Below are 24,535 nucleotides of genomic sequence, written 5' to 3'. Positions count from 1 at the left end.
CCCGGCCCTGCAACCCTTGATCCAGGAAGAAAACAACTTATGGAAGCATTGATCTGTGACGCCATCCGCACGCCCTTCGGCCGCTATGGCGGTGCATTGGGCGCGGTGCGCGCCGATGACCTGGCGGCTGCGCCGATCCGCAGCCTGATGGAGCGCAACCCCGGCGTGGACTGGCGCTGCGTCGACGACATCCTTTACGGCTGCGCCAACCAGGCCGGCGAAGACAACCGCAACGTGGCCCGCATGGCCGGTCTGCTGGCCGGCTTGCCCATCGAGGTGCCGGGCACCACCCTCAACCGCCTGTGCGGCTCCAGCCTCGATGCGGTGGGCATGGCCGCACGCGCCATCAAATCGGGCGAGGTGCAGCTGATGATCGCCGGCGGCGTGGAGAGCATGACGCGCGCGCCCTTCGTGATGGGCAAGGCGGAATCGGCTTTCTCGCGCAGTGCCGCGATCTTCGATACCACCATCGGCTGGCGCTTCGTCAATCCGCTGATGAAGGCGCAGTACGGCATCGACTCGATGCCCGAGACGGCCGAAAACGTCGCCACCGATTTCAACATCAACCGGGCCGACCAGGACGCCTTTGCACTGCGCAGCCAGCAACGCTGGGCGGCAGCGCAGGAGGCCGGTTTCTTCGCGGGCGAGATCGCACCGCTGGCCATCCCGCAGAAGAAGGGCGATCCGCTCATCGTCACCACCGACGAACATCCGCGCCCGGACACCACCCTGGCCACGCTGGCCAAACTGAAGGGCGTGGTGCGTCCCGATGGCACCGTCACGGCCGGCAATGCGTCCGGCGTCAACGACGGCGCCTGTGCGCTGCTGCTGGCCTCGCCCAAGGCGGCCGACCTGTATCGCCTGAAGCCGCGTGCGCGCGTGCTGGGCATGGCCACCGCCGGTGTCGCGCCGCGCATCATGGGCTTCGGCCCGGCCCCGGCAGCACGCAAGGTGCTGGCGCAAGTCGGCCTGACGCTGGCGCAGATGGACGTGATCGAACTCAACGAAGCCTTTGCCGCACAGGGACTGGCGGTGACGCGCGATCTGGGCTTGCCCGACGATGCCGCACACGTCAATCCGAATGGCGGTGCGATTGCCATCGGCCATCCGCTGGGGGCTTCCGGCGCGCGGCTGGTGACCACCGCCCTCAACCAGCTGGAGCGCACCGGCGGCCGCTACGCGCTGTGCACCATGTGCATCGGCGTAGGCCAGGGCATTGCGCTGGTGATCGAACGGGTGTGAGCCCACGAGACTGGTCCGTGCGCGCATGTTTGCTCGCTTGCAACATGCCGCGCACGGCAGCAGCACTTAACGAAGCTGACATCGGGATCGGGTAAAATGCCCGGCCACGGCAGGCCTTTGCCGAGCTCCGGAGCTCGCCGCCCTGCCCCCGAATCCACCCCGCCGGCCTGCGCGCCGGCCCTTCGCCAGTGCAGCATCATGAGCAAGCAAGCCAACAGCGCCCCCGGCCGCCAGCCGAACCGGGCCAAACCCACTGCCGAGAGCGCCCCGCAGGCGCATGAGATCCGCCCCGGCCAGTCCATCGAACTGCTCAAGGAACTCCACATCCTCACGCGCGACGGCAAGCTGAACCAGGACAGCCGCCGCAAACTGAAACAGGTCTATCACCTCTACCAGTTCATCGAACCGCTGCTGCAGGAAGTGCTGGACGATCATCCCGACGTGAGCCTGGTCGACCATGGCGCGGGCAAATCCTATCTCGGCTTCATCCTCTACGACCTGTTCTTCAAAAGCCTGCAAGGGGCACCGCGCATCTACGGCATCGAAACGCGCGAAGAGCTGGTGCGCAAGTCCGAAGAACTGGCCGCACGCCTGGGCTTCGGCGGCATGTCCTTCCTGAACCTGTCGGTGGCCGATTCCATCACCTCGCCCAGCCTGCCGGAAAAGATTGACGTCGTCACCGCCCTGCACGCCTGCGATACCGCCACCGATGACGCCATCCATTTCGCGCTGGCCAAACAGGCGCGCTTCATCGTGCTGGTGCCGTGCTGCCAGGCCGAAGTGGCCTCGGTGCTCAATCGCAACAAGGGCAAGTCGCTTGCCAATTCGCTCACCGAGATCTGGCGCCATCCGCTGCACACGCGCGAATTCGGCAGCCAGGTCACCAACGTGCTGCGTTGCCTGCAGCTGGAAGCGCATGGCTACAAGGTCAGCGTGACCGAGCTGGTGGGCTGGGAACATTCGATGAAGAATGAGTTGATCATTGCGCAATACCGCGACCTGCCGCGCCGCCGTCCGGCCGAGCGCCTGCAGGAAGTGCTGCGCACGCTGGGGCTGGAAGAGATGGGCGAGCGCTTCTTCGCGCCCCTGGCCGCCTGAGCCGGCGCCAGCAGGCAAGCGGACGGGAACGCTTCTTGCTGCACAGGAATGACAGCGGGACGGGCTTCATTTGCCGCCGTCCCTGCCGATAACGTCGGATCGGATCACGGCAATCGCAATACAGGCAGTCAGGCCGCACGCGCGACTTCGCGGCCGCAGGGAGACCGGGCAACCGGATTGGGCAAGGGGCCGGCCGGACGCCGGAAAATGCAGATGAGCACATGAAAGCCACCATCGATATGGAATCGCTGATTGCCGACAACGAGCAACTGAGGAGCGAGCTGCAGGAGCTGCTGCAGCAGGCGCACATCAACCAGTCCATCATCGAACGCCATCAGGCCTTCGACCTGAAACTGATCGGCGCCAGCGAATTCCGCGAACTGATTGACGTCATCCTGACCGTGATGCCCGGCGTGTTCAGCCTGGAGACGGTGACGCTGTCCCTGATCGATGGCGACTACGCGATCCAGCGCATCCTGCGCGACCTGCAGATCGGCGTGAACGAATTCCCCAAGCTGCTGTTCCTGAAGGCCCCGCTGCACTTCATCGACGAGGATGGCCCGCTGGACGACGAAAAACCGCGCCTGGGCCAGTACGTGCCGGCGCTGCACGGCGCGCTGTTCCCGCATTACCAGCCGGTGAGCGTGGCGGTGCTGCCGCTGGTGCGCCAGCACCGGCTGCTGGGCTACCTGTCGCTGGGCAGCGCCTACGCCGAGCGCTTCACCCGCAGCCTGGCCACCGACTTCATCCAGCGGCTGGCGACCGTGGCGGCCATATGCCTGGAAAACGTCATCAACAACGAACGCCTCAAGCACATCGGCCTCACCGATCCGCTGACCGGCGTGAACAACCGCCGCTACATCGAGCAGCGCATGCAGGAAGAAGTGGCACGCAGCCAGCGTGACCGCTCGGCACTGTCTTGCCTGTTCATCGACATCGACCATTTCAAGCGCGTCAACGACCAGTTCGGCCACCAGAGCGGCGACGATGTGCTGCGAGAAGTGGCCGCGCGCATCAAGAAGGAACTGCGCCTGTCGGATGCGCTGGGCCGCTTCGGCGGGGAAGAGTTCGTGGTCCTGCTCACGCACGCCACGCGGGACGACGCAGCACGCATCGCCGAACGTATCCGCGCCGGCATCTGCAGTCGTGGCGTAATGATTGAAGGCTCGCGCGATCCGCTGCGCATCAGCGCCTCCATCGGCGCGGCCTCGCTGTCACCGCCCGACCGCAGCCGTCCCGCCGCCGAGGTCAAGCAGGCCATGCTCAAGGCCGCCGACCAGGCGCTCTACCAGGCCAAGGAAGCCGGCCGCAACCGGGTCATGCTGGCACCGGCCGAATGAGCGACTGATCAGGCCGGCTGCGCCGCCACCCGGCGGTCGCGGACGATCCAGGGGGCGGCGATGATGAGTACGCCGCCGATCAGATCCTGTGGCCGCAGCTCGGCCGCGCCCAGCATCCAGGCCGAGAAGGTCGCCACCAGGATTTCGGCCAGCATGATGACGGCCGCGATGTTGGCCGGCAAGCGCGCCACGCCATATTGCAGGCTCAGGTTCGACACCAGGAACAGTACCGCCCACAACGCCACCACCGGCGCGGCTGCCACCGGCAGGGGCAGCGGCCAGGCCACCACCCCGGCCACCGACAGCACCACGCCCAGCAGGCTGGCAAAGACCCCGCTACCCACCAGCATCGCCACCGCCCGCGTGCCATCGGAGAAACCGTGCAGGCGGCGCAACAGCACGTTGGTCACCGCAAACAGCAGGCCCGAGGCCACCGCCATCCAGTCCGGCAGGCTCTGCGGCAGCGGCAGGCCCAGGCGCGGCTGGTACAGCACGATGAAGGCGCCCCCCAATCCCAGGGCCACGCGTGCCAGCGAACGCGGGGTGATGGCTTCGTGCAGCACCAGGCGCGCCAGGATCACGGTCCACACCGGCATCAGGTAGAACAGCAGGATCACCCGCACCACGTCGCCATAGGCCACCGCCATGTTGAAGGAGGCATTGGTCAGCCCCGTGGCCAGCCCCACGCCCAGCAGGGCCGGATGGCGCCACAGCAGCGGCAGTTCGCGATGGCGCAGGGTCAGCAGCAAGAGCGCACAGCCGCTGAAGATGGCGGCCGTGGCCCAGACCGGATGCAGGCCCATGCCTTCCAGCGCGCGCGTGCCGGTCCAGGACAGGCCCCAGATGAAGGTGTTGAGCAGCAAGGCGGCGACGGCGGATTTGGGAAGGGAGTGCATGTCGTGTTCAGGAGGAGGCGCGTCAGTCAATCCGGCAGGCAAGCCAATGTACGTGCGCAGTGGCAGACGGTGGTTGGCCGGCGCTGATAGCGGGTATTAATCCAGGCTTAATGCTCCACACCAGGAGCATTAACAAAATCAAAATGCCGTTCAGTGCAGCACTGAACGGCATTGAATTGCAGCACGGCCGCAGCCGGACGATCAGCTGCGCTTGGCCTCGGCCTGCAGGCGTTCGTACTTGTCCATCAACTGCTCGCGGCTTTCGCGCCAGGCCGGGTTGAAGGGGATGCAGGCCACCGGGCAGACCTGCTGGCACTGCGGCTCCTCGAAATGGCCCACGCATTCGGTGCATTTGTCCGGATCGATCTCGTAGATCTGCGGCCCCATGTAGATGGCCTCGTTGGGACATTCCGGTTCGCAGACGTCGCAGTTGATGCAATCGTCGGTAATCATCAGTGCCATTGCCGCACCTCGCTTGCTTGAAACATCATTGCACTACCTTTTGCTTGCCTGTTGCCTGGCTTGAATCCTGACCATCGCCGGCATCATTGCTTGGCGATCTTTTCCTTGAGCCACTTCTCTACCGAGGGGAACACGAACTTGGACACATCGCCGCCCAGCTGCGCAATCTCGCGCACGATGGTGCCGGAGATGAACTGGTACTGGTCGGACGGGGTCAGGAACAGCGTTTCCACGTCCGGCAGCAGGTAGCGGTTCATGCCGGCCATCTGGAATTCGTATTCGAAGTCCGAGACCGCGCGCAGGCCGCGCACGATGACGCGCGCATTGTTCTGGCGCACGAAATCCTTCAAGAGGCCCGAGAAGCTCTCCACCTGCACATTGGGATAATGCCCCAGCACTTCGTTGGCAATCGACAGGCGCTCTTCGAGCGAAAAGAAGGGCTTCTTGTTCTTGCTGTCGGCTACGCCCACGACCAGCTTGTCGAACAATCCGGAAGCGCGGCGGACCAGGTCCTCATGACCGCGCGTCAACGGATCGAATGTCCCCGGATATACAGCTGTGACCATGGTGTCTCCTCTCCGGCTATTGAATCAGAAGGCGCATTATGCCTCAATTTGGGTGCCGCTTTTGCGTTGCAATAAATGATAGAAGACCATGCCGGCCTTGTCGGCGCGGACCACTTCCCAGTCCTGCATCCATTCGGGGGCCTGCTCGCCGTCGAGCGGATATTCGGCTTCGGCATAGACCAGTCCGGAGGGCGTGAGCAAAGGCATGCAGGCTGGCAACACTTTTTCCAGCCAGCCCTGGTGATACGGCGGATCGATGAAGACCAGGCCGTAGCCCGCGGGCTCGCGCTGGGCCGCGCTCTGCACGGCGGCCAGGGCGTCGCCACGGACGATGGCCAGCTTGTCGGCCTTGAGCTTGTCGCGGTTGGCTTCCAGCTGGCGCACGGCCGGGCTGCTGTTTTCCACCATCACCACGCGGCGCGCGCCACGGCTGGCGGCTTCGAAACCGAGGGCGCCGGAGCCGGCGAAGAGATCCAGGCAGGCCACTTGCTCCCAGGCGCCATCGATGAGATGGGTGATCCAGTTGAAGACGGTCTCGCGCACGCGGTCGGGCGTGGGACGCAGGCCTTCGGCGTCCAGCACCGGCAGCGGCGTGCGCTTCCACTGGCCGCCGATGATGCGCACCTGGTGCGGGCCACGGTTGACGGGCCGGGATGGCTTGCCGCCCTTGGAGGGCGCGCCATGGGAGGGGGGACTGCTCTTGCGCATGACTTTCCTTGCTGCTGACGGCGGGGCCGTCGACGGGATCGGTGGATCCCGTGATTCTCAAATGAACAAATGGACTAAACGATTTACCCGGCGATTTACTCGGCGGCTTCACCGACGATGACGGTGGACAATTCTTCCGGATGCACATGCTTGCGGAAGGCCGCACGCACATCCTGCACGCTCACCGCGCGGATGCGTTCGATCCAGTGGTCCAGGTAATCCAGCGGCAGGCCATAGAAGCCGATCACCGAGAGGTTCTCCAGCAGCTTGGCATTGCTGTCGATGCGCAGCGCGAAGCCACCGGCGAGGTTGTCCTTGGCGGCCTTCAGTTCGGCGGCGGTCGGGCCTTCCTGCAGGAATTTGTCCAGCGTGGCGCGGGTCACGCGCAGAGCTTCGGCGGTCTGCTCCTTCTTGGTCTGCAGGCCGATCTGGAACGGACCCGGCTGCGCCAGCGGCGAGAAATAACTGTAGACGCTGTAGCTGAGACCGCGCTTCTCGCGCACTTCATCGGTCAGGCGCGAGACGAAACCGCCGCCGCCCAGCACGTAGTTGCCCACCGTGAGCGCGAAGAAATCATTGTCGCCGCGCTGGATGGCCGGGGCACCGATGAGGATGTGCGATTGCGAAGCCGGATGGGCGATGCGGCGCTCCACGCCCTTGGGCGCAGCCACTTGCGGCAGGGCCGGCAAGGCGCTGCCCTGCGGCAGTTCACGCGTGAGGGCGCTGGCGATGCTGCGCGCCTGCGCTTCGGTGATGTCGCCGATCAGGGCAATCACGGCGCGGTTGGCCACGTAGTGGGCGCGATGGAAGGCCAGCAGGTCCTCACGGGTGATGGCCTGCAGACTGGCTTCGCTGGCATCGACGGCATAGGGATGGCTGCCGTAGGCGGCTTCCATGAAGGCCTTCTCGGCGATGGTTTCGGGCTTGGTCAGTTCTTCCTTCAGATTGGCGATGGCCAGCGCACGGTCACGCTCCAGGCCCGCCTGCGGGAAGGCCGGATGGGCCAGCATGCGGCCCAGCAAACCCAGTGCGACATCGCGCTCGGCGGGCGAGGACAGGCTGCGCAGGCTCACGCCGGCACGGTCCTGCCCGGCCCCGCCCTGCTGCTGGGCGGCGACATCGGCAAAGCCGTCGAGGATCTGGGCTTCGGTGAGCGCCGGCGCGCCGTTGGCGGCCTCCACGCCGCGCGTGAGGCTGGCCACGGTCAGCTCGGCCAGGCCGGCCTTGGCGGCGGGATCACGGCGCTGGCCGGCATCGAACTGCACGCTCACATCCAGCATGGGAATGGAGTGATTGGCCACGAACAGCACGCGCGCGCCATCGGGCTGGGTCCAGGACTGGATGGCCAGGGCCGCCGAAGCGGGAGCGCTGCAGAGGAAGGCCAGCGGGAGCAGCAGGAGAGGAAGAATTTTTTTCATGGAAACGGAAATCGAAAGCGACGGGGCAAGCGTGATGTCAGGCGTTCTGTTCAGGTTCAGGTGCAGCGGCGGGCTGCCCGCCCAGCCACTGCAGGATGGGCTGCCACTGGTCGAGATCGCGCTGCACGCGCGAAGGCGCGATATCCCACAGGGTCAGGCCGTGCGCGGCCAGTTGCACGTAGTTCTGGGTATCGCGCAGATGGCCCAGCACCGGCAGCTTCAGGCCCTCGATGAAGCGCTGCAGCTGCTCGGCCGAGCGGGTGCGGGCATCGACCCGCATGCCGACGATGCCGACATCGATCTCGCCATCGCGTACCGCCTTTTCATTGGCCAGGCGGCGCAGGAAATCCTGGGTGGCCAGGATGTCGAAAATCGAGGGCTGCAGCGGCACCAGGATCTTGTCGGCCAGCTTGAGGGTATCGTTGAGACGCCAGCCATGCAGCCCGGCGGGCGTGTCCAGCACCACGTGGGTGCTGCCCTTGGGGGGCTTGGCGACGTAGTCCTCGTTGATGTCCCAGGTGCTGATGGGGCGCGCCTGCTCCGGACGGATCGACAGCCAGGCACGCGAAGACTGCTGGCGGTCGATGTCGCCCAGCATGACGGCATGGCCAAGGCTGGCGAAATAACCGGCCAGGTTGGTGGCCAGGGTGGTCTTGCCTACGCCTCCCTTGGGGTTGGCGACGACGATGACGGGCATGGTTTTCTCCGTAAAGAACAGAAGCCGATCGATCAGAAAAGGAAGAACTCAGCGACTTGGACATCCCATTAAGCCGTCGTTAATGCCGTTCGATACAGCATTCACCCCGGCTTAATGGTGCAAAAAACGTCAATCCTCAATGCAACAGGCCGGGCGGCGGCGCGGCGGGCTTCTTGCCGTTCAGCGGCAGCGGGACCAGCGTGGCGACCGTGAGCGTATCGTCCTTGAAGTATTTCTGGGCCACCGCCTGCACCTGGGCGGCGGTCACGCTTTTGAGGCGGTCGATGATGCGGTCGATGTTCTTCTGGCCCAGGCCGGTGGTTTCCATCATGCCGATCTCCATGGCCTGGCCGAAAACGGAATCGCGCTTGTAGACCTGCGAGGCGATCAGTTGCGTCTTGACGCGCTGCAGTTCCTGCTCGGAGACGCCTTCGCTGGCGATGCGCTGCACTTCGGCGCGCAGCAGGCCTTCCAGCTGTTCGGTGGAAACGCCGTTGGCCGGGCTGCCTTCCAGCGTGAACAGCACCGGGCCGCGTGCTACACCGCTGTAGCTGGCACCGACTGCAGTGGCCTGGCTGGCGGTGCGGATCAGGTTGGCTGTCAGGCGGGCATTGTCATAGCCATCCAGCACGGCGGAGAGCACGTCGAGGGCGTAGGCTTCCTGGTCGGCTTCCACATTGCGCAGGGCGGGCACCTTCCAGGCCATCACCACATAAGGATTTTCAGCCGGTGCCTTGACGGTGACGCGGCGCAAGCCCAGCTGCTCGGGCTCGTTCTGCGGCTTGCCCTGGGGCACGGGGTGGGACGGGATCTTGCCGAAATATTTTTTGGCCAGGGCCAGCACGCGCTGGGCGTCGACGTCCCCGGCCACCACCAGGGTGGCGTTGTTGGGGGCGTACCACTGGCGATACCAGCCGGCGATGTCCTGCACCGTCATGTGCTGCAGGTCGTCCATCCAGCCGACCACGGGGTGGTGATAGGGGTGGGCGGTCCAGGCGGCGGCGTTCAGGGCTTCATTCAGCAGGCCCATGGGCTGGTCATCGGTGCGCCAGCGGCGTTCTTCCATGATGACGCGGATTTCCTTGGCGAATTCCTTGGCGTCGAATTGCAGGTTGGCCATGCGGTCGGCTTCGAGCGCCATCACCTTTTCCAGATGGCTCTTTTCGATCTGCTGGAAGTAGGCGGTGAAGTCATTGGCGGTGAAGGCGTTTTCCTGCCCGCCCAGCTCGGCCACCAGGCGGCTGAATTCGCCGACCTTGTGGTTCTTGGTGCCCTTGAACATCATGTGTTCCAGCGCATGCGATACCCCGGTGGTGCCGTTGAGTTCATCGATGCTGCCGACCTTGTACCAGACCATCTGCACCGCCGTGGGGGCGCGCCGGTCTTCCTTGACGACCACTTTCATGCCGTTGGCCAGCACGAATTCGCGCGCCGGCTCGGCCCGCACCTGCGCCGCCGTAGCGGCCAGGAGGCTCAGCAGGGCGGTGGCCAGGAGGGCTCTGATCTTCGATTTCATGGGCTGTGCTCTGATAAAATGCAGGATTCATTGACCCTGGCGGCCATGCGCGGGTCTTGTGGAAGGGCAATTGTAACCTGTCCACTGCGGTTGTCAGGGCAGCCACGCGCCTGCCGTCCCGCCCTCCCCCGCCCCGGCCGCAGCTACCATCCAGCCTATCCGCCATCCGATGTTCAGTTTTTTCAAAAGAAAACCCAAACCGGAAGCGCAACCCGCGCTGCCGCCCCAGGCCGAACCGGCAGCCCAGCCGGCCCCGGTGGTTCCGCCCCCGACTGAATCCGTTGCTCCTGCTCCTGCCGCTCCCGCTGCGGTTCAGCCACCAGTTGCCGCGCCTGCACCGGTAGCACCGCCAGCCCCGACGCCGATCGCTGACCCGGAGCCTGTGCCCCAACCCTTGACTGCCCCGGCCGCCCCCCCGGAGCCGGTGGCCGCCATCGAAGAGTCCGCCGAAGAAGTCGAGATCGTCGCCGCGCCGGAACCGGCGCCCGAGGTCAAGCGCTCGTGGCTGTCGCGCCTGAAGGCCGGGCTGTCCAAGACCTCGAGCAACCTGACCACGCTGTTCGTGGGTGCGCGCATCGATGAAGACTTGTACGAGGAACTGGAATCGGCCCTGCTGGTATCGGACGCCGGCGTGGAAGCCACCCAGTGGCTGCTGGCCGAGCTGAAGAAAAAAGTCAAAAACGAGCGCCTGACCGAAGCCGCCCAGGTGCGCACCGCCCTGCGCACCCTGCTGATCGACCTGCTGCAGCCGCTGCAGCGCCCGCTGGTGCTGGGCCGCGACAAGCCGCTGGTGATGATGATTGCCGGCGTCAACGGTGCCGGCAAGACCACCACCATCGGCAAGCTGGCCCTGCATCTGCAGGCGCACGGCCAGTCGGTACTGCTGGCCGCCGGCGACACCTTCCGCGCAGCCGCCCGCGAGCAGCTGGCGGTCTGGGGCGAGCGCAACAACGTCCAGGTGATCGCGCAGGAATCCGGCGATCCGGCCGCCGTCGCCTATGACTCGGTGCATTCGGCGCAAGCGCGCGGCACCCATGTGGTGATGGTCGATACCGCCGGCCGCCTGCCGACGCAATTGCACCTGATGGATGAACTCAAGAAGATCAAGCGGGTCATTGCCAAGGCGATGAACTCCGCACCGCATGAAGTGCTGCTGGTCATCGACGGCAACACCGGCCAGAATGCGCTGGCCCAGGTCAAGGCCTTCGATGATGCGCTGGGGCTGACCGGCCTGGTGGTGACCAAGCTGGATGGCACCGCCAAGGGCGGCATCCTGGCCGCCATCGCCAAGACCCGCCCGGTGCCGCTGTACTTCATCGGCGTGGGCGAGAAGATCGAAGACCTGCAGCCGTTCAATGCCACCGAATTCGTCGATGCCCTCCTGAGTTGAACCGATGATTGAATTTACCCGGGTTTCCAAGCAATACGCGCGCGAGGTCTATGCCCTGCGCGACATTACGTTGTCGGTGAAGAAGGGCGAATTGATCTTTTTGGCCGGCCCTTCCGGTGCCGGCAAGTCCACGCTGCTGAAGATGATCGCGGCCATCGAGCGGCCCACTTCGGGCAAGCTCACCGTCAGCGGCACCGACATCGCGGGCTTGAAACCTTCCGGCCTGCCCTACCTGCGGCGCAACCTGGGGCTGATCTTCCAGCAGCAGAAGCTGTTGCTGGACCGCAATCTGCTGGCCAACGTGATGCTGCCGCTGATCGTGACCGGCTCTTCCCGCCCGGATGCGGAAAAGCGCGCCCGCGCCGCGCTCGACAAGGTCGACCTGCTGGAGAAGGCCATGTGCGAGCCGCTGGAACTGTCCGGCGGTGAGCAGCAGCGCGTGGCCATTGCACGCGCCATCGTCAACCGTCCGCAGATCATTCTGGCTGACGAGCCGACGGCCAATCTGGACCGGGCCAATGCCAACAAGGTGCTGGCCGCCTTGAAATCCTTCCACGGCGTGGGCGTGACCTGCCTGATCTCGACCCACGACGAAAATTTCCTCACCGGTGCCGACCGCATCATCTACCTGGACCGTGGCCGCATCGTCGATGGCTGGCACAACGGCGTGGCCAATCCCGTGGAGGTGTCGCCATGAACTGGCTCCGACAGCATTTCGCCGCCATTGCGGACGCCCTGCGCCACCTGCTGCGCTCGCCGGGCAATTTCCTGTTGAACGTGCTGGTGGTCTCGATTGCGCTGGCGTTGCCCTTTGCCGGCCTCTCGGCGCTGGAAAACGTGCGCCCGATCTCGGAGCAGATGTCGGTGGAGCCGGAGATCAGCATCTTCATGAAACCCGATGCCAGCCGCGAGGCCGCGCAGGCCGTGGGCAAGACCATCAGCCAGGTGTTGAAGGACAGCAACACCAATGGCAAGGTCGAGTTCATCCCGCGCGAAAAAGCCTTCGATGCGATGAAGAGCAAGACCGGCCTGGCCGACGTGCTGGCCACGCTGGGCAGCAATCCGCTGCCGGACAGCTACGTGGTGCGCCTGCCCGGCTTCGAGAACGCCATGAATGCCAGCCGGGTGGATGACATCGCCCAGCAGCTCAAGAAGCAGCCGGGCGTGGATACGGTGCAGATCGATTCCGAATGGGTCAAGCGCCTGGCGGCGCTGCTGCGCATCCTGCGGCTGGTGCTGCTGTTCCTGGGGATCACGCTGGGGGCGGTGGTGGTGGCGGTCGTTTTCAACACGATTCGCCTGCAGGTCATGACGCAGCGCGACGAAATCGAGGTCTCGCGGCTGTTCGGGGCGACCAATTCCTTCATCTATCGTCCGTTCTATTACACCGGCGCGCTGCTGGGCCTGTGTGCGGGCGCGGTGGCGCTGGGGCTGGTGGTGGCGGCGCAGCAGCCGCTCAATGAAGCCATCCTGGATTTCGCCCACCTGTATGCCTCGGAATTCCAGCTGGCCCTGCCCAGCCCCATGGCCATCGGCCTGCTGCTGGCCATCAGCGGCTTGTTGGGCTTGTTCGGGGCGATGCTGTCGGTGCGCAGGCAGTTGGCAAGGAAGGCTTGAGCGCCAGCTCAGCCATCCGGTTCGCCTGGCCTGAAAGCCCGCTCATGCGGGCTTTCCTTTTTTGACAGGAACATTCACCTGATCCTGCTGCCCATACAATAAGAGCGGCGTCAGATCGTCTTCTACTTGAAGCCAAGTTCATTTGACCGGTTTACCACCCCCCAGCACCGAAGCTTCCCAATGCAGGATGGCCATTTCCTGCGCCTTGCCCCTCACTTGGCGCGCTGCAAAAAAGTGTTACAAGTTTCTGGCCCCCTTTTGACCCCAATCGCAACTTTTGTCGCCCAAAGGCGACTAATATGAAGGGGAAGTAATGCAATGATTAGCTGAGCAGCAATAGTTCTTGGCTATCAACACCGCACCATCATGCAATTAGCACTCTTGGGTGACGAGTGCTAGAATACCTTATTGAATTGCTCCAGTTTTATCGGAGCACTGCACCAAACAGCGTCTGGCCATGTTGGCCGCGCCGGGGAAGTTGGCAACATTGCCCCCGGCAACCGAAGCATCCGCTTCCTACCGTTTCATACTGTTTCCGCAAAGGAACCAAGGAGAATCCATGAAAACTGCGTCTGCACACACTGCACTCATGCCTGCCGAGTCCAATGCGCTCGCGCTGGGTTTTTCCGGCAGCCTGGGCAATATCGACGCGTATATCTCGGCAGTGAACCGCCTGCCCATGCTGACCCACGAAGAAGAGATCAAGCTGGCGCGCGACCTGCGTGAAAAGAACGACCTGGGCGCCGCTCAGAAGATGGTGCTGTCGCACCTGCGCCTGGTGGTGTCGATTGCCCGTGGCTATCTCGGCTACGGCCTGCCGCACGCCGACCTGATCCAGGAAGGCAATATCGGCCTGATGAAGGCCGTCAAGCGCTTCGACCCGGCCCAGAACGTGCGTCTGGTGTCTTATGCCATGCACTGGATCAAGGCCGAGATCCACGAGTACATCCTGAAGAACTGGCGTCTCGTGAAGGTCGCGACCACCAAGGCCCAGCGCAAGCTGTTCTTCAACCTGCGCAGCCACAAGGAAGGCCTGGACGCGATGACGCCGGCCCAGGTCGAGGCCCTGGCCAAGACCCTGGACGTCAAGCGCGAAGAAGTGATCGAGATGGAAACCCGTCTGTCCGGTCGCGACATCGCCCTCGAGTCGCCCACCGATGATGAAGATGACAAGTTCGCCCCCATCGCCTACCTGTCCTCCGACAATTCGGAACCGACCCGCGTGATCGAAGCCAAGCAATATGACCGCCTGCAGTCCGAAGGCCTGGAAGCGGCCCTGTCCAAGCTGGATGACCGTTCGCGCCGCATCGTCGAAGCCCGCTGGCTGGCCAATGACGACGGCTCGGGTGCGACCCTGCATGAACTGGCTGACGAGTTCGGCGTGTCGGCCGAGCGTATCCGCCAGATCGAAGCAGTCGCGCTGAAGAAGATGAAGACCGCGCTGCAGGCTTACTCCTGATCCGGATTTCATTCAGGTCAGCAGCAATGAAAAAGGCACCCTCGGGTGCCTTTCTTTTTATCCAAACGATTTATATCGTTTCAAGCCATCACGACAGCAGCAGCTTGATGTCATGCGCCAGCGTCTGCGGCCCTTGTCCGTGCTTGACGAACAGGCGGATGTGTCCCTGCGGATCAAATACGTAGCTGCCCGCCGTGTGATCCATCGTATAGCTGCCCGGCTGCTTGCCCGGCACCTTCTGGTAGAACACCTTGAATTCCTTGGCCACCTTCTCGGTCTGCTGCAGGTCGCCGCGCAAGCCAAGGAAACGCTTGTCGAAGGCCGGCACGTATTGCGCCAGCACTTCCTGGGTATCGCGCTCCGGATCGACGGTCACGAAGAGCACCTGCACGCGGTCGGCGTCCGGTCCCAGTTCCTTCATCACGTTGGACATCTCGACCATGGTGGTCGGGCATACGTCCGGGCATTGCGTATAGCCGAAGAACATCACCACCACCTTGCCCTTGAAATCGGCCAGAGTGCGCGGCTTGCCGGTGTGGTCGGTCAGTGCGAAGTCCTTCGCGTAATCCAGCCCGGTGACATCGGTATTGTTGAACTTCAGTTCAGGCTTGGACGGCCCGCAGGCCGCCAGCAGCGTTGCGCAGCCGGCCAGCAGCAGCGCCGAGAGGAATCGTTTCATGCGTTCAGGGAATCAGAAACTGCGGAACAGGAAGTAATGGTCCACCAGCAGCACCGCAAACAGGATGGACAGGTAGACGATCGAATAAGCAAAGGCCTTGCGCGCGATCAGGTCGGTGTAGTGGCGATAGATCTGCCACGAATACCAGAAGAAGATCGCGCCCAGCACGATGGCCGTGCCCAAGTAGATCAGGCCGCTCATGCCGATGGCAAAGGGCAGCATGCTCACCGCCAGCAGTGCAATGGTGTACATCAGGATGTGCAGCTTGGTGACCTCCATGCCATGCGTGATGGGCAGCATCGGCAGGCCGGACTTGGCGTAATCGTCGCGGCGGTACATGGCCAGCGCCCAGAAATGCGGCGGGGTCCAGATGAAGATGATCATCACCAGCACCCAGGCCTGCATCGGCACGTCATTGGCCATGGCCGCCCAGCCCAGCGCGGGCGGCATGGCGCCGGCCAGGCCGCCGATGACGATGTTCTGCGAGGTCGCGGGTTTCAGGATGATGGTGTAGATGATGGCGTAGCCAACGAAGGTGGCGAAGGTCAGCCACATGGTCAGCGGATTGACCAGGTTGTACAGGACCCACATGCCCAGGCCACCCAGCACGCCCGAGAACACCAGCGTCTGTCCCACCGTGATTTCGCCGCGCGCCATCGGACGGCGGGCGGTGCGCGCCATGCGCGAATCGATCTCGCGCTCGACCAGGCAATTGATGGCGAAGGCCGCGCCGGCCAGCAGCCAGATGCCCAGCGTGCCGAAGATGACCTTGTGCCAGTCCGGCAGGTCAGGCGTGGAAAGGAACATGCCGATCACGGCACAGAACACTGCCAGCTGCGTCACGCGCGGCTTGGTCAGTGCCCAGTACTGGGCGATGCGGTTGGGTTGGGCGGTCAATGTGGTCATGGCGTGACGGGCCGGGCGGATGCTGGTGGAGCAGCGGCGGCCAGGCCGGAGGGTGCGTAACGGACCTTGTAGTTTAACATGACCATCAGGATGACCAGCAGCGCCGCGCCGCCGTTGTGGATCACCGCAATGGCCAGCGGCCAGTTCAGATAGATGGTCGCCAGGCCAGTACAGAGCTGCAAACCCAGCACCGTCAGCATCCAGCGGGCGGTCTTGCGCAAGCCTTCATCACGCAGTGCGCGGTGTGCCAGCCATACAACATACAAGATGACGACAAAGGCAAAACTGCGATGCACCCAGTGGATCGCGGTCAGCGCTTCCACCGGCAGGTAGTCGCCCGAGGAGGTCATGCCGAGGTGGCGCCAGAGCGTGAAGCCGTGTTCGAAGTCCATCTCCGGCACCAGCTTGCCATTGCACAGCGGGAAATCGGAACAGGCCAGCGCCGCGTAATTGGTGCTGACCCAGCCGCCCAGCGCGATCTGCAAACTCAGCAGGGCCGCGCCGATGGTGGCCGGCACGACCAGCGCGCGGCCTGCGGGCGAGACCGGCACATGCGGTTCCTGCCGCGCCCCCAGCCAGGCCAGCATGGCCAGGAGCGTCAGGCCCAGCAGCAAGTGGATGGTGACGATGATGGGCTGCAGCTTCATGGTCACGGTCCAGGCACCGAAGGCGCCCTGCAGGCAGACGAAGCCCAGGAGCGCCGTCGGGAACCAGGGACGGAACTGCAGTTCGGTCTTGCCCGACTTGATCCAGCGCCGCCAGGCGGCCACCATCAGCACGATGATGAGGAAGCCCACGGCCATGGCGAAATAGCGGTGGATCATTTCGATCCAGGCCTTGGCCCAGGTCACCGGACCAAACGGCATGGCTTCCTGCGCGGCATTGATGTGCTCATGCGCCAGCAGCGGATTGGCATGGCTGTAGCAGCCCGGCCAGTCGGGACAGCCGAGGCCCGAATCGGTCAGGCGCGTGAAGGCCCCGAACATGATCAGGTCGAAGGTAAAGAACAGCGTCACCCACACCAGCTTGCGGTATTTGTTGGCCACGCCCTGTGCGCGCCACACCAGCGCCAGGGGAATCAGGGCCACCACGAGCCCGGTCAGGCCCAGTTGTATCAGCGTCGTTGCATTCATCTTGAGTCAAACGTGCGTCACTGCGCGCAGGCGATCCATCCGCATCAGCCGATGGAGGAAGCGCGCAGCAATTTGGAAATGTCCTTCTTCATCTTGCCGGGATCGGGGTCCTTGGGGAAGCGCATCATCAGGTTGCCCAGCGGGTCGATCAGGTAGATGTGGTCTTCGGCCGAGGTGCCGGCATCGGCCGGCAACCAGGACTGCAATTTGCCAGCGTCAACCCGAAGGATATCGGTTCCGTCGAATTCGCGCAGGAGCAAAGTCGCAATCGGTGCGCGATCCGTGACCAGCCACACGCGCTCGATACGCTCCATTTCCTTGCCTTGCATCAGCCGCAGCTGGCGCATGGTCAACAGTTTCTTCTGGCAGGGTTCGCCGCAGTCGCCGCGATCGACCTGCAGCATCACCCACTTGCCCTTGTAATCCTGCAGCTTGGCCGGACCGCCATCGATGGCACTGCTGCCCAGATCCGGAATCGGATACTGGCGCGGATCGATCAGCGCACCATAGTTGTTGCGGCTCTGCGGCTTGATCACGTAATAGGTGAGGTAGGAAGCGATGAGCGGTGCGGCACACACGGCCACCACCGCCAGCATCTTCCAGCGGCCGATGCGGCGGCGGCGCGCCTCGTCGACGGATGCGGCTTGCGCGGATTGCTCAGCTTCAGGCTTTGTCATGACGACCACGTTTGTATCCTGTCACGATGAAAAAAAGAAGAGCCATGCCCGCCAGTGCATACCACTGCACGGCATAGCCGCGATGACGATCGATACCCAATGACGGAGCGGGCCAGTCGCGCACCAAGGTATCGCCCGCCGCCCCGCCCTGCTCGATCACCAGCGGTGCCAGCGTTATACCGCTGGCCTTGGCCAGTGCCGGCACATCGAGATTCTGCAGGATGGCTTGCAGACGCGGTGCATCGGCCGTCCCCAGTTGCAGCACATGCCCGGCATCGCGACGCAGGATGCCTTCCACCTCGGTAACGCCCGATGGCGGCGGCACCTGAGGCACGCGCGTGCGATCGGCAGTATCGCGCGGGGCCCAGCCGCGTGCCACGACCACGGCCGGTCCACTGCCCTCGGGCTGGAACAGCGTGAGCACATGGAAACCAACGACACCGTTGTAGGGGCGGTTCTCCAGATACAGCGTCCACTGCGCAAGATAGTGGCCGCGCAGGCGGATCTGTCGGAACTCCGCATCGCTCGCATCAACCGGCAGCGCACTCAGAGGAGCCTCGCTTCCCCGCGCCTGCATGCGCTGCTGCAGGGCCAGCTTCTCCTCGGCGCGATGCGTCTGCCACTGGCCCAGCGCAATGCCGGCGGCAGCCACGAGCAGCGTGGCGCAAAACGGGATGAGGCGAAAAACGAATCGGGTCGGCATCGATGAAGTTTGGCCTTACAATGAAGCGCACACAGGACAAGAAAAAATCTTGCACATCAGCGTCGCAGCATACCGCATGCACGCCTTCGGAGACAGGGTTCCATCCTCATGAAAATCATCGTCGCCATCGCCTTCATCCTGATCCTGGCCAGCCTGGCCTCGGCACTGATCTTCCTGATGCGCGACAAGGGCAAGAGCAATCGCACGGTCCAGGCGCTGACGCTGCGGGTCGGCTTCTCGGTGGCGCTGTTCCTCTTCATCCTCCTCAGCTACAAGCTGGGCTGGATACAGCCGACCGGCATCCGATGATGTCATCCGCACGCACCCCACAAAAAAGCCGCACCGAAGTGCGGCTTTGTCATTGCGCAGACAGGGCGGGCCTTACAGCCAGTACACCACCACATACAGGCCCAGCCACACCACGTCCACGAAGTGCCAGTACCACGCCGCGCCTTCGAAGGCGAAGTGATGCGTAGGCGTGAAGTGCCCGCGCAGTACGCGATAGAGCACCACCGACAGCATGATCGCGCCCATGGTCACGTGGAAGCCGTGGAAGCCGGTCAGCATGAAGAAGGTCGAGCCGTAGATGCCGGAGGTCAGCTTGAGGTTGAGCTCGCTGTAGGCGTGGATGTATTCATAAGCCTGGAAGCCCATGAAGACCGCACCCAGCAGGATGGTCAGGAACAGCCACACGGCCGTCTGCGCGCGATGGCCGGCGCGCATGGCGTGGTGCGAGATGGTCAGCGTCACGCCCGAGGTCAGCAGCAGCAAGGTGTTGATGGTCGGAATCGGGAACGGACCCATGGTGGTGAAATTCTCCACCGTGCCGGCCGGGCCGACATTGCCCCACTGGCCGGTGAAGTCGGGCCAGATCACCTTGTGGTCCAGATCGGCCAGCCACGGCATGGTGATGCTGCGCGCATAGAACAGCGCGCCGAAGAAGGCCGCGAAGAACATCACCTCCGAGAAGATGAACCAGCTCATGCTCCAGCGATAGGACAGGTCGATGCGCTCGCTGTAGAGGCCCGACTCCGATTCGCGGATCGCATCCCCGAACCAGTAGTACAGCACCACCAGCACCATCAGGATGCCGAGGATATTGACGTAGGGCGCCCACGAGACGCCATTGACCCAGGCCGAAGCCCCGATCATGGTGATGAGCATGGAAATGCCCGCCATCATCGGCCAGCGCGACGGGCCTGGAACGAAATAATGGGGTGCCTTGGCTTGTTGAGAACTCATGTTCTTCTCCCGGTACGAAATCCGATTGTCCTGGCCTGGGCAAGAGCAGCAAACATGGGCATTAAGCTGCGTTGAATGCTCTTGCGATACAGGGTTTACGTTTCCTTAATGCTCTTTTTCGGTCAGTCTCATCCGCCTGCCGCGCTGCGTACCACCAGCTTGACGATGCTCACCAGCACGGTCACGAAGATCACCGCACCGAGAATGCCGGCGATGATGACGTGCACCGGATTCAGCCGTGCTGCATCCGACTCGTAATCCTTGCGCTTGCGCACGCCGAAGAAGGACCAGAACACCGCCTTCATCGTCGCGCCGAAGGAGGCCTTGCGCCGGGCCGCCTGTTTCAGCTCATCGTTCACACCCGCTCCTCGGGGCTGGTCAGCCCGCCGTCTTGGCCTTGCCGTTGATCTCGAAGAAGGTATAGGACAGCGTGATCGTGGTCACTTCCTTGGGCAGCTTGGGGTCGATATAGAACACCACCGGCATCTGCTTGGCCTGGTTTGGTCCCAATGTCTGCTGCGTGAAACAGAAGCACTCCACCTTCTTGAAGAAGGCCGCCGACTGCAGCGGTGCATAGCTCGGGATGGCCTGTGCATCCACATTGCGCGGCTGGGTGTTGACCACTTCGTAGGTGACCTGCGTCATCTCGCCGGGGTGCACCTGCATGCTGGCCACCGTCGGGCGGAAGCGCCACGGTCCCTGGGCATTGCCATCGAACTCCACAGTGATGGTGCGCGTCTTGTCGATCTGCGTATTGGCCGGCGCTTCCACCGTCACATCCTTGGGCGTGAGGAAGTTCACGCCGGTCACTTCGCAAATCTTGCGATAGACCGGGATGAGCGCATAGCCAAAGCCGAACATCAGCACCGCCACCACCAGCAGCTTCCTGAACATCACACGGTTCAGGCCGCGTGATGTCGTCTCTTCCACCTGATCGTCATCTCTGCTCATTTGGCGAACCAGATGCGGTTGATGAAGATGCCGACGAAGAAGGCCAGCGCCACCAGCCCCAGCAGGAGGCCGGTGCGCAGGTTGTTGGGTTTCTTGCGTTCGGTCATGAGGGTTGCCTTTGCATTAGGGACGATGACTTGTGTTATCCACAGGCGTTTACTTCACCACCGGCGGTTCTTCGAAGGTGTGGAAAGGCGCCGGGCTGGGCACGGTCCATTCCAGGCCCTCTGCCCCTTCCCAGGGCTTGGCTTCCGCCTTCTTGCCACCCTTGATCGAGGGGATCACCACGAAGAACAGGAAGTACACCTGCGACAGCCCGAACCCGAAGGCACCGATGGAGGCCACCATGTTGAAGTCGGTGAACTGTGCCGGGTAATCCGCATAGCGGCGCGGCATGCCCGCCAGCCCCAGGAAGTGCATCGGGAAGAAGGTGATGTTGAAGGTGATCAGCGAGGCCCAGAAGTGGAACTTGCCGCGCCATTCGTTGTGCATGAAGCCGGTCCACTTCGGGCCCCAGTAGTAGTAGCCGGCGAAGAGCGCGAAGAGCGAACCGGCCACCAGCACGTAGTGGAAGTGGGCCACCACGTAGTAGGTATCCTGCATCTGGATGTCGATCGGGGTCACCGCCAGGATCAGGCCGGTGAAGCCGCCCATGGTGAAGACGAAGATGAAGCCCACCGAGAACAGCATCGGCGTCTCGAAGGTCATGGAGCCGCGCCACATGGTGGCGATCCAGTTGAAGATCTTCACGCCGGTGGGCACGGCGATGAGCATGGTGGCGTACATGAAGAACAGCTGCGCGGTCACCGGCATGCCGGTGGTGAACATGTGGTGCGCCCAGACGATGAAGGACAGGATCGCAATCGAGGCCGTCGCATACACCATCGAGGCATAGCCGAACAGCGGCTTGCGCGCGAAGGCCGGGATGATCTGCGAGACGATGCCGAAGGCCGGCAGGATCATGATGTAGACCTCGGGGTGGCCGAAGAACCAGAAGATGTGCTGGTACATCACCGGGTCACCGCCGCCGGCAGCGTTGAAGAAGGAGGTGCCGAAGTGACGGTCGGTCAGCGTCATGGTGATGGCACCGGCCAGCACCGGCATCACGGCAATCAGCAGGTAGGCGGTGATGAGCCAGGTCCAGCAGAACATGGGCATCTTCATCAGCGTCATGCCGGGCGCGCGCATGTTGAGGATGGTGACGATGATGTTGATCGAACCCATGATGGAAGAGGCACCCATGATGTGCATGGCGAAGATGCCCATGTCCATGCCGGGGCCCATCTGGGTCGACAGCGGTGCGTACAGCGTCCAGCCGGCCGCGGTGGCGCCGCCCGGCACCAGGAAGGAACCGGCCAGCAGGAGCGCGGCCGGCGGCAGCAGCCAGAACGAGAAGTTGTTCATGCGCGCAAAGGCCATGTCGGACGCCCCGATCTGCAGCGGGATCATCCAGTTGGCGAAGCCCACGAAGGCCGGCATGATCGCACCGAACACCATCACCAGGCCGTGCATGGTGGTCAACTGGTTGAAGAATTCAGGACGGAAGAACTGCAGGCCCGGCTGGAACAGCTCGGCCCGGATCAACAGCGCCAGCACGCCGCCCGAGAGCAGCATGGTGAACGAGAACCACAGGTAGAGCGTACCGATGTCCTTGTGATTGGTGGCAAAGAGCCAGCGCCGCCAGCCGTGCGGATGGTCGTGCGCGTGGTCATCGTGAGCGTGCCCATGCCCGTGATCGTGGGAATGATCGGGGGCGTGATCGGCGGTGGTAGTCATGTCCGGTTCTCCAAACGATTACTTGCGGGCGGCCAGGATTTCGGCCGGCTGCACGATGTTTTCCTGGGCCTTGTTGGACCAGCTGTTGCGCGTATAAGTGATCACGGCGGCGATTTCGGTGTCGTTCAAGACACCCTTCCAGGCCGGCATGGCGTTCTTGCCGTTGAGCAGGATGTGGATCTGGCCATCCTTGGGGCCATTGACCATCGCGCTGCCATCGAGCGCCGGGAAGGCACCCGGCACGCCCTTGCCATTGGCCTGGTGGCAGGCCACGCAGTTGGCCGCATAGACCTTCTCGCCGCGCTGCTTGAGCTCATCCACCGTCCAGACCTTGCTGGGATCATCGGCCTTGGCGGCCATTTCCTTCTTCTTGCCCTCGACCCATTTCTTGTAGTCGTCATCGCTGACCACGTTGACCACGATGGGCATGAAGGCGTGATCCTTGCCGCACAATTCCACGCACTGGCCGCGATAGGTACCGATCTTCTCGGCGCGGAACCAGGTGTCGCGCACGAAGCCGGGAATCGCATCCTGCTTCACGCCGAAAGCGGGGATGGTCCAGGAGTGGATCACGTCATTGGCAGTGGTGACGATGCGCACCTTCTTGTTGACGGGCACCACCACCGGATTGTCGACCTCGATGAGGTAGTTGTCGTTTTTCTTCAGCGTGGGATCGGTGACCTGCTCGCGCGGCGTGGCCAAGCTGGAGAGGAAGGAGATGCCTTCACCATCGCCCTTGAGGTAGTCATACCCCCACTTCCACTGCATGCCGGTGACCTTGATGGTGAGGTCGGCGTTGGAGGTGTCCTTCATGGCCACCACGGTCTTGGTGGCCGGCAGGGCCATGCCGATGACGATCAGGAAGGGCACCACGGTCCAGGCGATTTCCACGGTCGTGCTTTCGTGGAAGCTGGCGGGCTTGTGGCCGACCGACTTGCGGTGCTTGATGATGGAATAGAACATCACCCCGAAGACCGCCACGAAGATGACCAGGCAGATGATCAGCATCAGGATGTGCAGGTCATAGATCTGCTCGGCGATCTTGGTCACCGGCGGCTGGAAATTCATCTGCAGCACGGCCGGTCCGCCCGGACTATCCACCACTGCCCAGGCCGGCAAGCCGGCCGCCAGCAGCGAGGCACCGAGGGTCAAGGATTGAAGGCGCTTCGCAAGTTTCATGGATTTCCTCAAAAGCCCAAAATTATAAGAATGAGAGTGCTGCCACCCCGCCACCCCTGGCGGCCAGTTCCTGTTGCAGCTCCTGCACCAACGCGCGCCGCTGCCACAAGCTCATGAACCGGCCAATTTCCACGCGCTGCCCCCGGCTTTCCAGGGCCACCAGCGACTGCCGGCCCACAGGAAAAGCGATGCGCATGCCATGCAACTGCAAGCTGCTGCGGTGCGAACGACTACCCTGGATGACTTCCACCTCCAGGCCATGATCGGCCAGCACCAGCACTTCGCGATCGGTGGCGTGACGGGCGTAGACCAGCATGGCCGCGCCCACCGCCACCAGTTCAATGCATGAAAAAACCAGGATGATCCAAGCGCCGCGCAGCGTGAAGCCCAGCGCGACCGTGAGTGAAACCGTACAAAGGACTGCGAAGACCCACGCCAGCTGGCGTGGCGCAATCGAACAATTGCGCTTCAATATCCATTCCCGCGTCTCCATGGCACCTCGCCAGCATGATTGTCGGTCGAGCGTGTCTCTGTCTCTTACCGCAGGGGAGGCTCACTGGATGCGGGCCAGCCCGTTCCTGCCGGGGGCCGTCTTGCGTGGGGCGCTATCCGTGGCTATCCGTTTTGCGGTCTTTATTTATTCTTGCTATTCGTTCGTACTGGAATTTCTTTGTGTGAATTTTTTTACCCATTTGAGTATAAGGGCTAACGTCGCCATGGATCAAGCACGCACCGCCGCATTGACAACGGTGGCGCTTGCGGGCTGTCCGGCGGGCCGGGATAGCGGCAGCAGAGCCGCCAGGGGCGCGGCTTTGCGGCGATATGAAGGCTTCGACAGGAACAGGCAGGGCGTAACGATACAGCAACTATCTGGCAGGCC

At 63.3% G+C, this 24,535-nt stretch carries 27 protein-coding genes; 8 read left to right on the top strand and 19 right to left on the bottom strand.

Annotation, left to right across the window (positions count from 1 at the left end; all coding sequences use genetic code 11):
* Positions 1-39: 39 nt before the first annotated feature.
* The 3 genes from pcaF to J2X56_RS25015 all read left to right on the top strand — a co-directional run bounded on the left by pcaF (position 40) and on the right by J2X56_RS25015 (position 3,680).
* Complete coding sequence (gene pcaF / locus J2X56_RS25025; protein ID WP_121040466.1) at positions 40-1,242, top strand: 3-oxoadipyl-CoA thiolase; 1,203 nt, start codon at positions 40-42, stop codon at positions 1,240-1,242.
* A gap of 198 nt (positions 1,243-1,440) precedes the next feature.
* Positions 1,441-2,340 (top strand): SAM-dependent methyltransferase, encoded by a 900-nt coding sequence (locus tag J2X56_RS25020; protein ID WP_121040468.1) that lies wholly within the window; start codon positions 1,441-1,443, stop codon positions 2,338-2,340.
* A gap of 221 nt (positions 2,341-2,561) precedes the next feature.
* Positions 2,562-3,680 (top strand): sensor domain-containing diguanylate cyclase, encoded by a 1,119-nt coding sequence (locus J2X56_RS25015; protein WP_034330685.1) that lies wholly within the window; start codon positions 2,562-2,564, stop codon positions 3,678-3,680.
* 8 nt (positions 3,681-3,688) lie between these two features.
* Here the strand turns inward: J2X56_RS25015 and J2X56_RS25010 are convergent, their stop codons facing one another.
* From J2X56_RS25010 to J2X56_RS24980, 7 genes are all read right to left on the bottom strand, one after another.
* Positions 3,689-4,576, bottom strand: coding sequence for a DMT family transporter (locus J2X56_RS25010; protein WP_121040470.1), 888 nt, complete (start codon positions 4,574-4,576; stop codon positions 3,689-3,691).
* A gap of 201 nt (positions 4,577-4,777) precedes the next feature.
* On the bottom strand, positions 4,778-5,038 hold the full coding sequence (locus tag J2X56_RS25005; protein WP_034330680.1) for a YfhL family 4Fe-4S dicluster ferredoxin: 261 nt from the start codon (positions 5,036-5,038) through the stop codon (positions 4,778-4,780).
* Between the two features lie 83 nt (positions 5,039-5,121).
* The gene (gene coaD / locus J2X56_RS25000) at positions 5,122-5,604 is read right to left on the bottom strand and encodes a pantetheine-phosphate adenylyltransferase (protein ID WP_006461533.1); all 483 of its coding nucleotides are present in this window, start codon (positions 5,602-5,604) and stop codon (positions 5,122-5,124) included.
* A gap of 36 nt (positions 5,605-5,640) precedes the next feature.
* Complete coding sequence (gene rsmD / locus J2X56_RS24995; protein ID WP_121040472.1) at positions 5,641-6,312, bottom strand: 16S rRNA (guanine(966)-N(2))-methyltransferase RsmD; 672 nt, start codon at positions 6,310-6,312, stop codon at positions 5,641-5,643.
* Between the two features lie 95 nt (positions 6,313-6,407).
* Complete coding sequence (locus tag J2X56_RS24990) at positions 6,408-7,730, bottom strand: pitrilysin family protein (protein WP_121040474.1); 1,323 nt, start codon at positions 7,728-7,730, stop codon at positions 6,408-6,410.
* A gap of 37 nt (positions 7,731-7,767) precedes the next feature.
* Entirely contained in the window at positions 7,768-8,427 is a 660-nt protein-coding gene (locus J2X56_RS24985; protein ID WP_121040476.1) for a ParA family protein, read from the bottom strand.
* Positions 8,428-8,563: 136 nt separating this feature from the next.
* Positions 8,564-9,943, bottom strand: coding sequence for a pitrilysin family protein (locus tag J2X56_RS24980; protein ID WP_121040478.1), 1,380 nt, complete (start codon positions 9,941-9,943; stop codon positions 8,564-8,566).
* 169 nt (positions 9,944-10,112) lie between these two features.
* On the opposite strand from J2X56_RS24980, the gene ftsY reads away from it, so the two are divergent.
* The 4 genes from ftsY to rpoH all read left to right on the top strand — a co-directional run bounded on the left by ftsY (position 10,113) and on the right by rpoH (position 14,409).
* The gene (ftsY, locus tag J2X56_RS24975) at positions 10,113-11,333 is read left to right on the top strand and encodes a signal recognition particle-docking protein FtsY (protein WP_121040480.1); all 1,221 of its coding nucleotides are present in this window, start codon (positions 10,113-10,115) and stop codon (positions 11,331-11,333) included.
* A gap of 4 nt (positions 11,334-11,337) precedes the next feature.
* Positions 11,338-12,030 (top strand): cell division ATP-binding protein FtsE, encoded by a 693-nt coding sequence (locus J2X56_RS24970; RefSeq protein ID WP_121040482.1) that lies wholly within the window; start codon positions 11,338-11,340, stop codon positions 12,028-12,030.
* On the top strand, positions 12,027-12,950 hold the full coding sequence (gene ftsX / locus J2X56_RS24965) for a permease-like cell division protein FtsX (RefSeq protein ID WP_034330663.1): 924 nt from the start codon (positions 12,027-12,029) through the stop codon (positions 12,948-12,950). Before J2X56_RS24970 ends, ftsX begins: the two co-directional genes overlap by 4 nt.
* A 559-nt stretch (positions 12,951-13,509) precedes the next feature.
* Positions 13,510-14,409, top strand: a complete 900-nt coding sequence (gene rpoH / locus J2X56_RS24960) for an RNA polymerase sigma factor RpoH (protein WP_121040486.1) — start codon at positions 13,510-13,512, stop codon at positions 14,407-14,409.
* Positions 14,410-14,497: 88 nt separating this feature from the next.
* Here the strand turns inward: rpoH and J2X56_RS24955 are convergent, their stop codons facing one another.
* The 5 genes from J2X56_RS24955 to J2X56_RS24935 are packed head-to-tail and all read right to left on the bottom strand — an operon-like array spanning position 14,498 to position 18,507.
* Positions 14,498-15,088, bottom strand: a complete 591-nt coding sequence (locus J2X56_RS24955; RefSeq protein ID WP_034332698.1) for an SCO family protein — start codon at positions 15,086-15,088, stop codon at positions 14,498-14,500.
* 12 nt (positions 15,089-15,100) lie between these two features.
* The gene (cyoE, locus tag J2X56_RS24950) at positions 15,101-15,994 is read right to left on the bottom strand and encodes a heme o synthase (protein WP_134136935.1); all 894 of its coding nucleotides are present in this window, start codon (positions 15,992-15,994) and stop codon (positions 15,101-15,103) included.
* Complete coding sequence (locus J2X56_RS24945; RefSeq protein WP_134136937.1) at positions 15,991-17,127, bottom strand: heme A synthase; 1,137 nt, start codon at positions 17,125-17,127, stop codon at positions 15,991-15,993. Before J2X56_RS24945 ends, cyoE begins: the two co-directional genes overlap by 4 nt.
* A gap of 44 nt (positions 17,128-17,171) precedes the next feature.
* The gene (locus J2X56_RS24940; protein ID WP_310163632.1) at positions 17,172-17,804 is read right to left on the bottom strand and encodes a cytochrome C oxidase subunit I; all 633 of its coding nucleotides are present in this window, start codon (positions 17,802-17,804) and stop codon (positions 17,172-17,174) included.
* Entirely contained in the window at positions 17,791-18,507 is a 717-nt protein-coding gene (locus J2X56_RS24935; RefSeq protein ID WP_310163629.1) for an SURF1 family protein, read from the bottom strand. Before J2X56_RS24935 ends, J2X56_RS24940 begins: the two co-directional genes overlap by 14 nt.
* Before the next feature lie 108 nt (positions 18,508-18,615).
* On the opposite strand from J2X56_RS24935, the gene J2X56_RS24930 reads away from it, so the two are divergent.
* The gene (locus J2X56_RS24930; protein WP_006461519.1) at positions 18,616-18,816 is read left to right on the top strand and encodes a twin transmembrane helix small protein; all 201 of its coding nucleotides are present in this window, start codon (positions 18,616-18,618) and stop codon (positions 18,814-18,816) included.
* Positions 18,817-18,888: 72 nt separating this feature from the next.
* Here J2X56_RS24930 and J2X56_RS24925 read toward each other — a convergent pair whose 3' ends face one another.
* The 7 genes from J2X56_RS24925 to J2X56_RS24895 all read right to left on the bottom strand — a co-directional run bounded on the left by J2X56_RS24925 (position 18,889) and on the right by J2X56_RS24895 (position 24,148).
* The gene (locus J2X56_RS24925; RefSeq protein ID WP_034332705.1) at positions 18,889-19,749 is read right to left on the bottom strand and encodes a cytochrome c oxidase subunit 3; all 861 of its coding nucleotides are present in this window, start codon (positions 19,747-19,749) and stop codon (positions 18,889-18,891) included.
* Positions 19,750-19,877: 128 nt separating this feature from the next.
* On the bottom strand, positions 19,878-20,054 hold the full coding sequence (locus J2X56_RS24920; protein WP_166675599.1) for a DUF2970 domain-containing protein: 177 nt from the start codon (positions 20,052-20,054) through the stop codon (positions 19,878-19,880).
* Between the two features lie 73 nt (positions 20,055-20,127).
* Positions 20,128-20,700, bottom strand: a complete 573-nt coding sequence (locus J2X56_RS24915; RefSeq protein WP_039783803.1) for a cytochrome c oxidase assembly protein — start codon at positions 20,698-20,700, stop codon at positions 20,128-20,130.
* Positions 20,697-20,807, bottom strand: a complete 111-nt coding sequence (locus tag J2X56_RS24910) for a cytochrome oxidase small assembly protein (protein ID WP_209532642.1) — start codon at positions 20,805-20,807, stop codon at positions 20,697-20,699. The genes J2X56_RS24915 and J2X56_RS24910 overlap by 4 nt, the downstream gene beginning before the upstream one ends.
* 49 nt (positions 20,808-20,856) lie before the next feature.
* Positions 20,857-22,476 carry a cytochrome c oxidase subunit I gene (ctaD, locus tag J2X56_RS24905; RefSeq protein ID WP_310163625.1) on the bottom strand — a complete coding sequence of 540 codons (1,620 nt, stop codon included), beginning with the start codon at positions 22,474-22,476 and terminating at the stop codon, positions 20,857-20,859.
* Positions 22,477-22,494: 18 nt separating this feature from the next.
* On the bottom strand, positions 22,495-23,655 hold the full coding sequence (coxB, locus tag J2X56_RS24900) for a cytochrome c oxidase subunit II (RefSeq protein ID WP_121040496.1): 1,161 nt from the start codon (positions 23,653-23,655) through the stop codon (positions 22,495-22,497).
* A gap of 22 nt (positions 23,656-23,677) precedes the next feature.
* Positions 23,678-24,148, bottom strand: a complete 471-nt coding sequence (locus J2X56_RS24895) for a DUF2244 domain-containing protein (protein ID WP_121040498.1) — start codon at positions 24,146-24,148, stop codon at positions 23,678-23,680.
* Positions 24,149-24,535 lie beyond the last annotated feature (387 nt).

The sequence above is a fragment of the Herbaspirillum sp. 1173 genome, assembly GCF_031455335.1.
GTDB classification, from domain to species: domain Bacteria; phylum Pseudomonadota; class Gammaproteobacteria; order Burkholderiales; family Burkholderiaceae_D; genus Herbaspirillum; species Herbaspirillum huttiense.
Note: the sequence above shows the minus strand (reverse complement) of the source record. Positions and strands in the feature narration are given on the sequence as shown.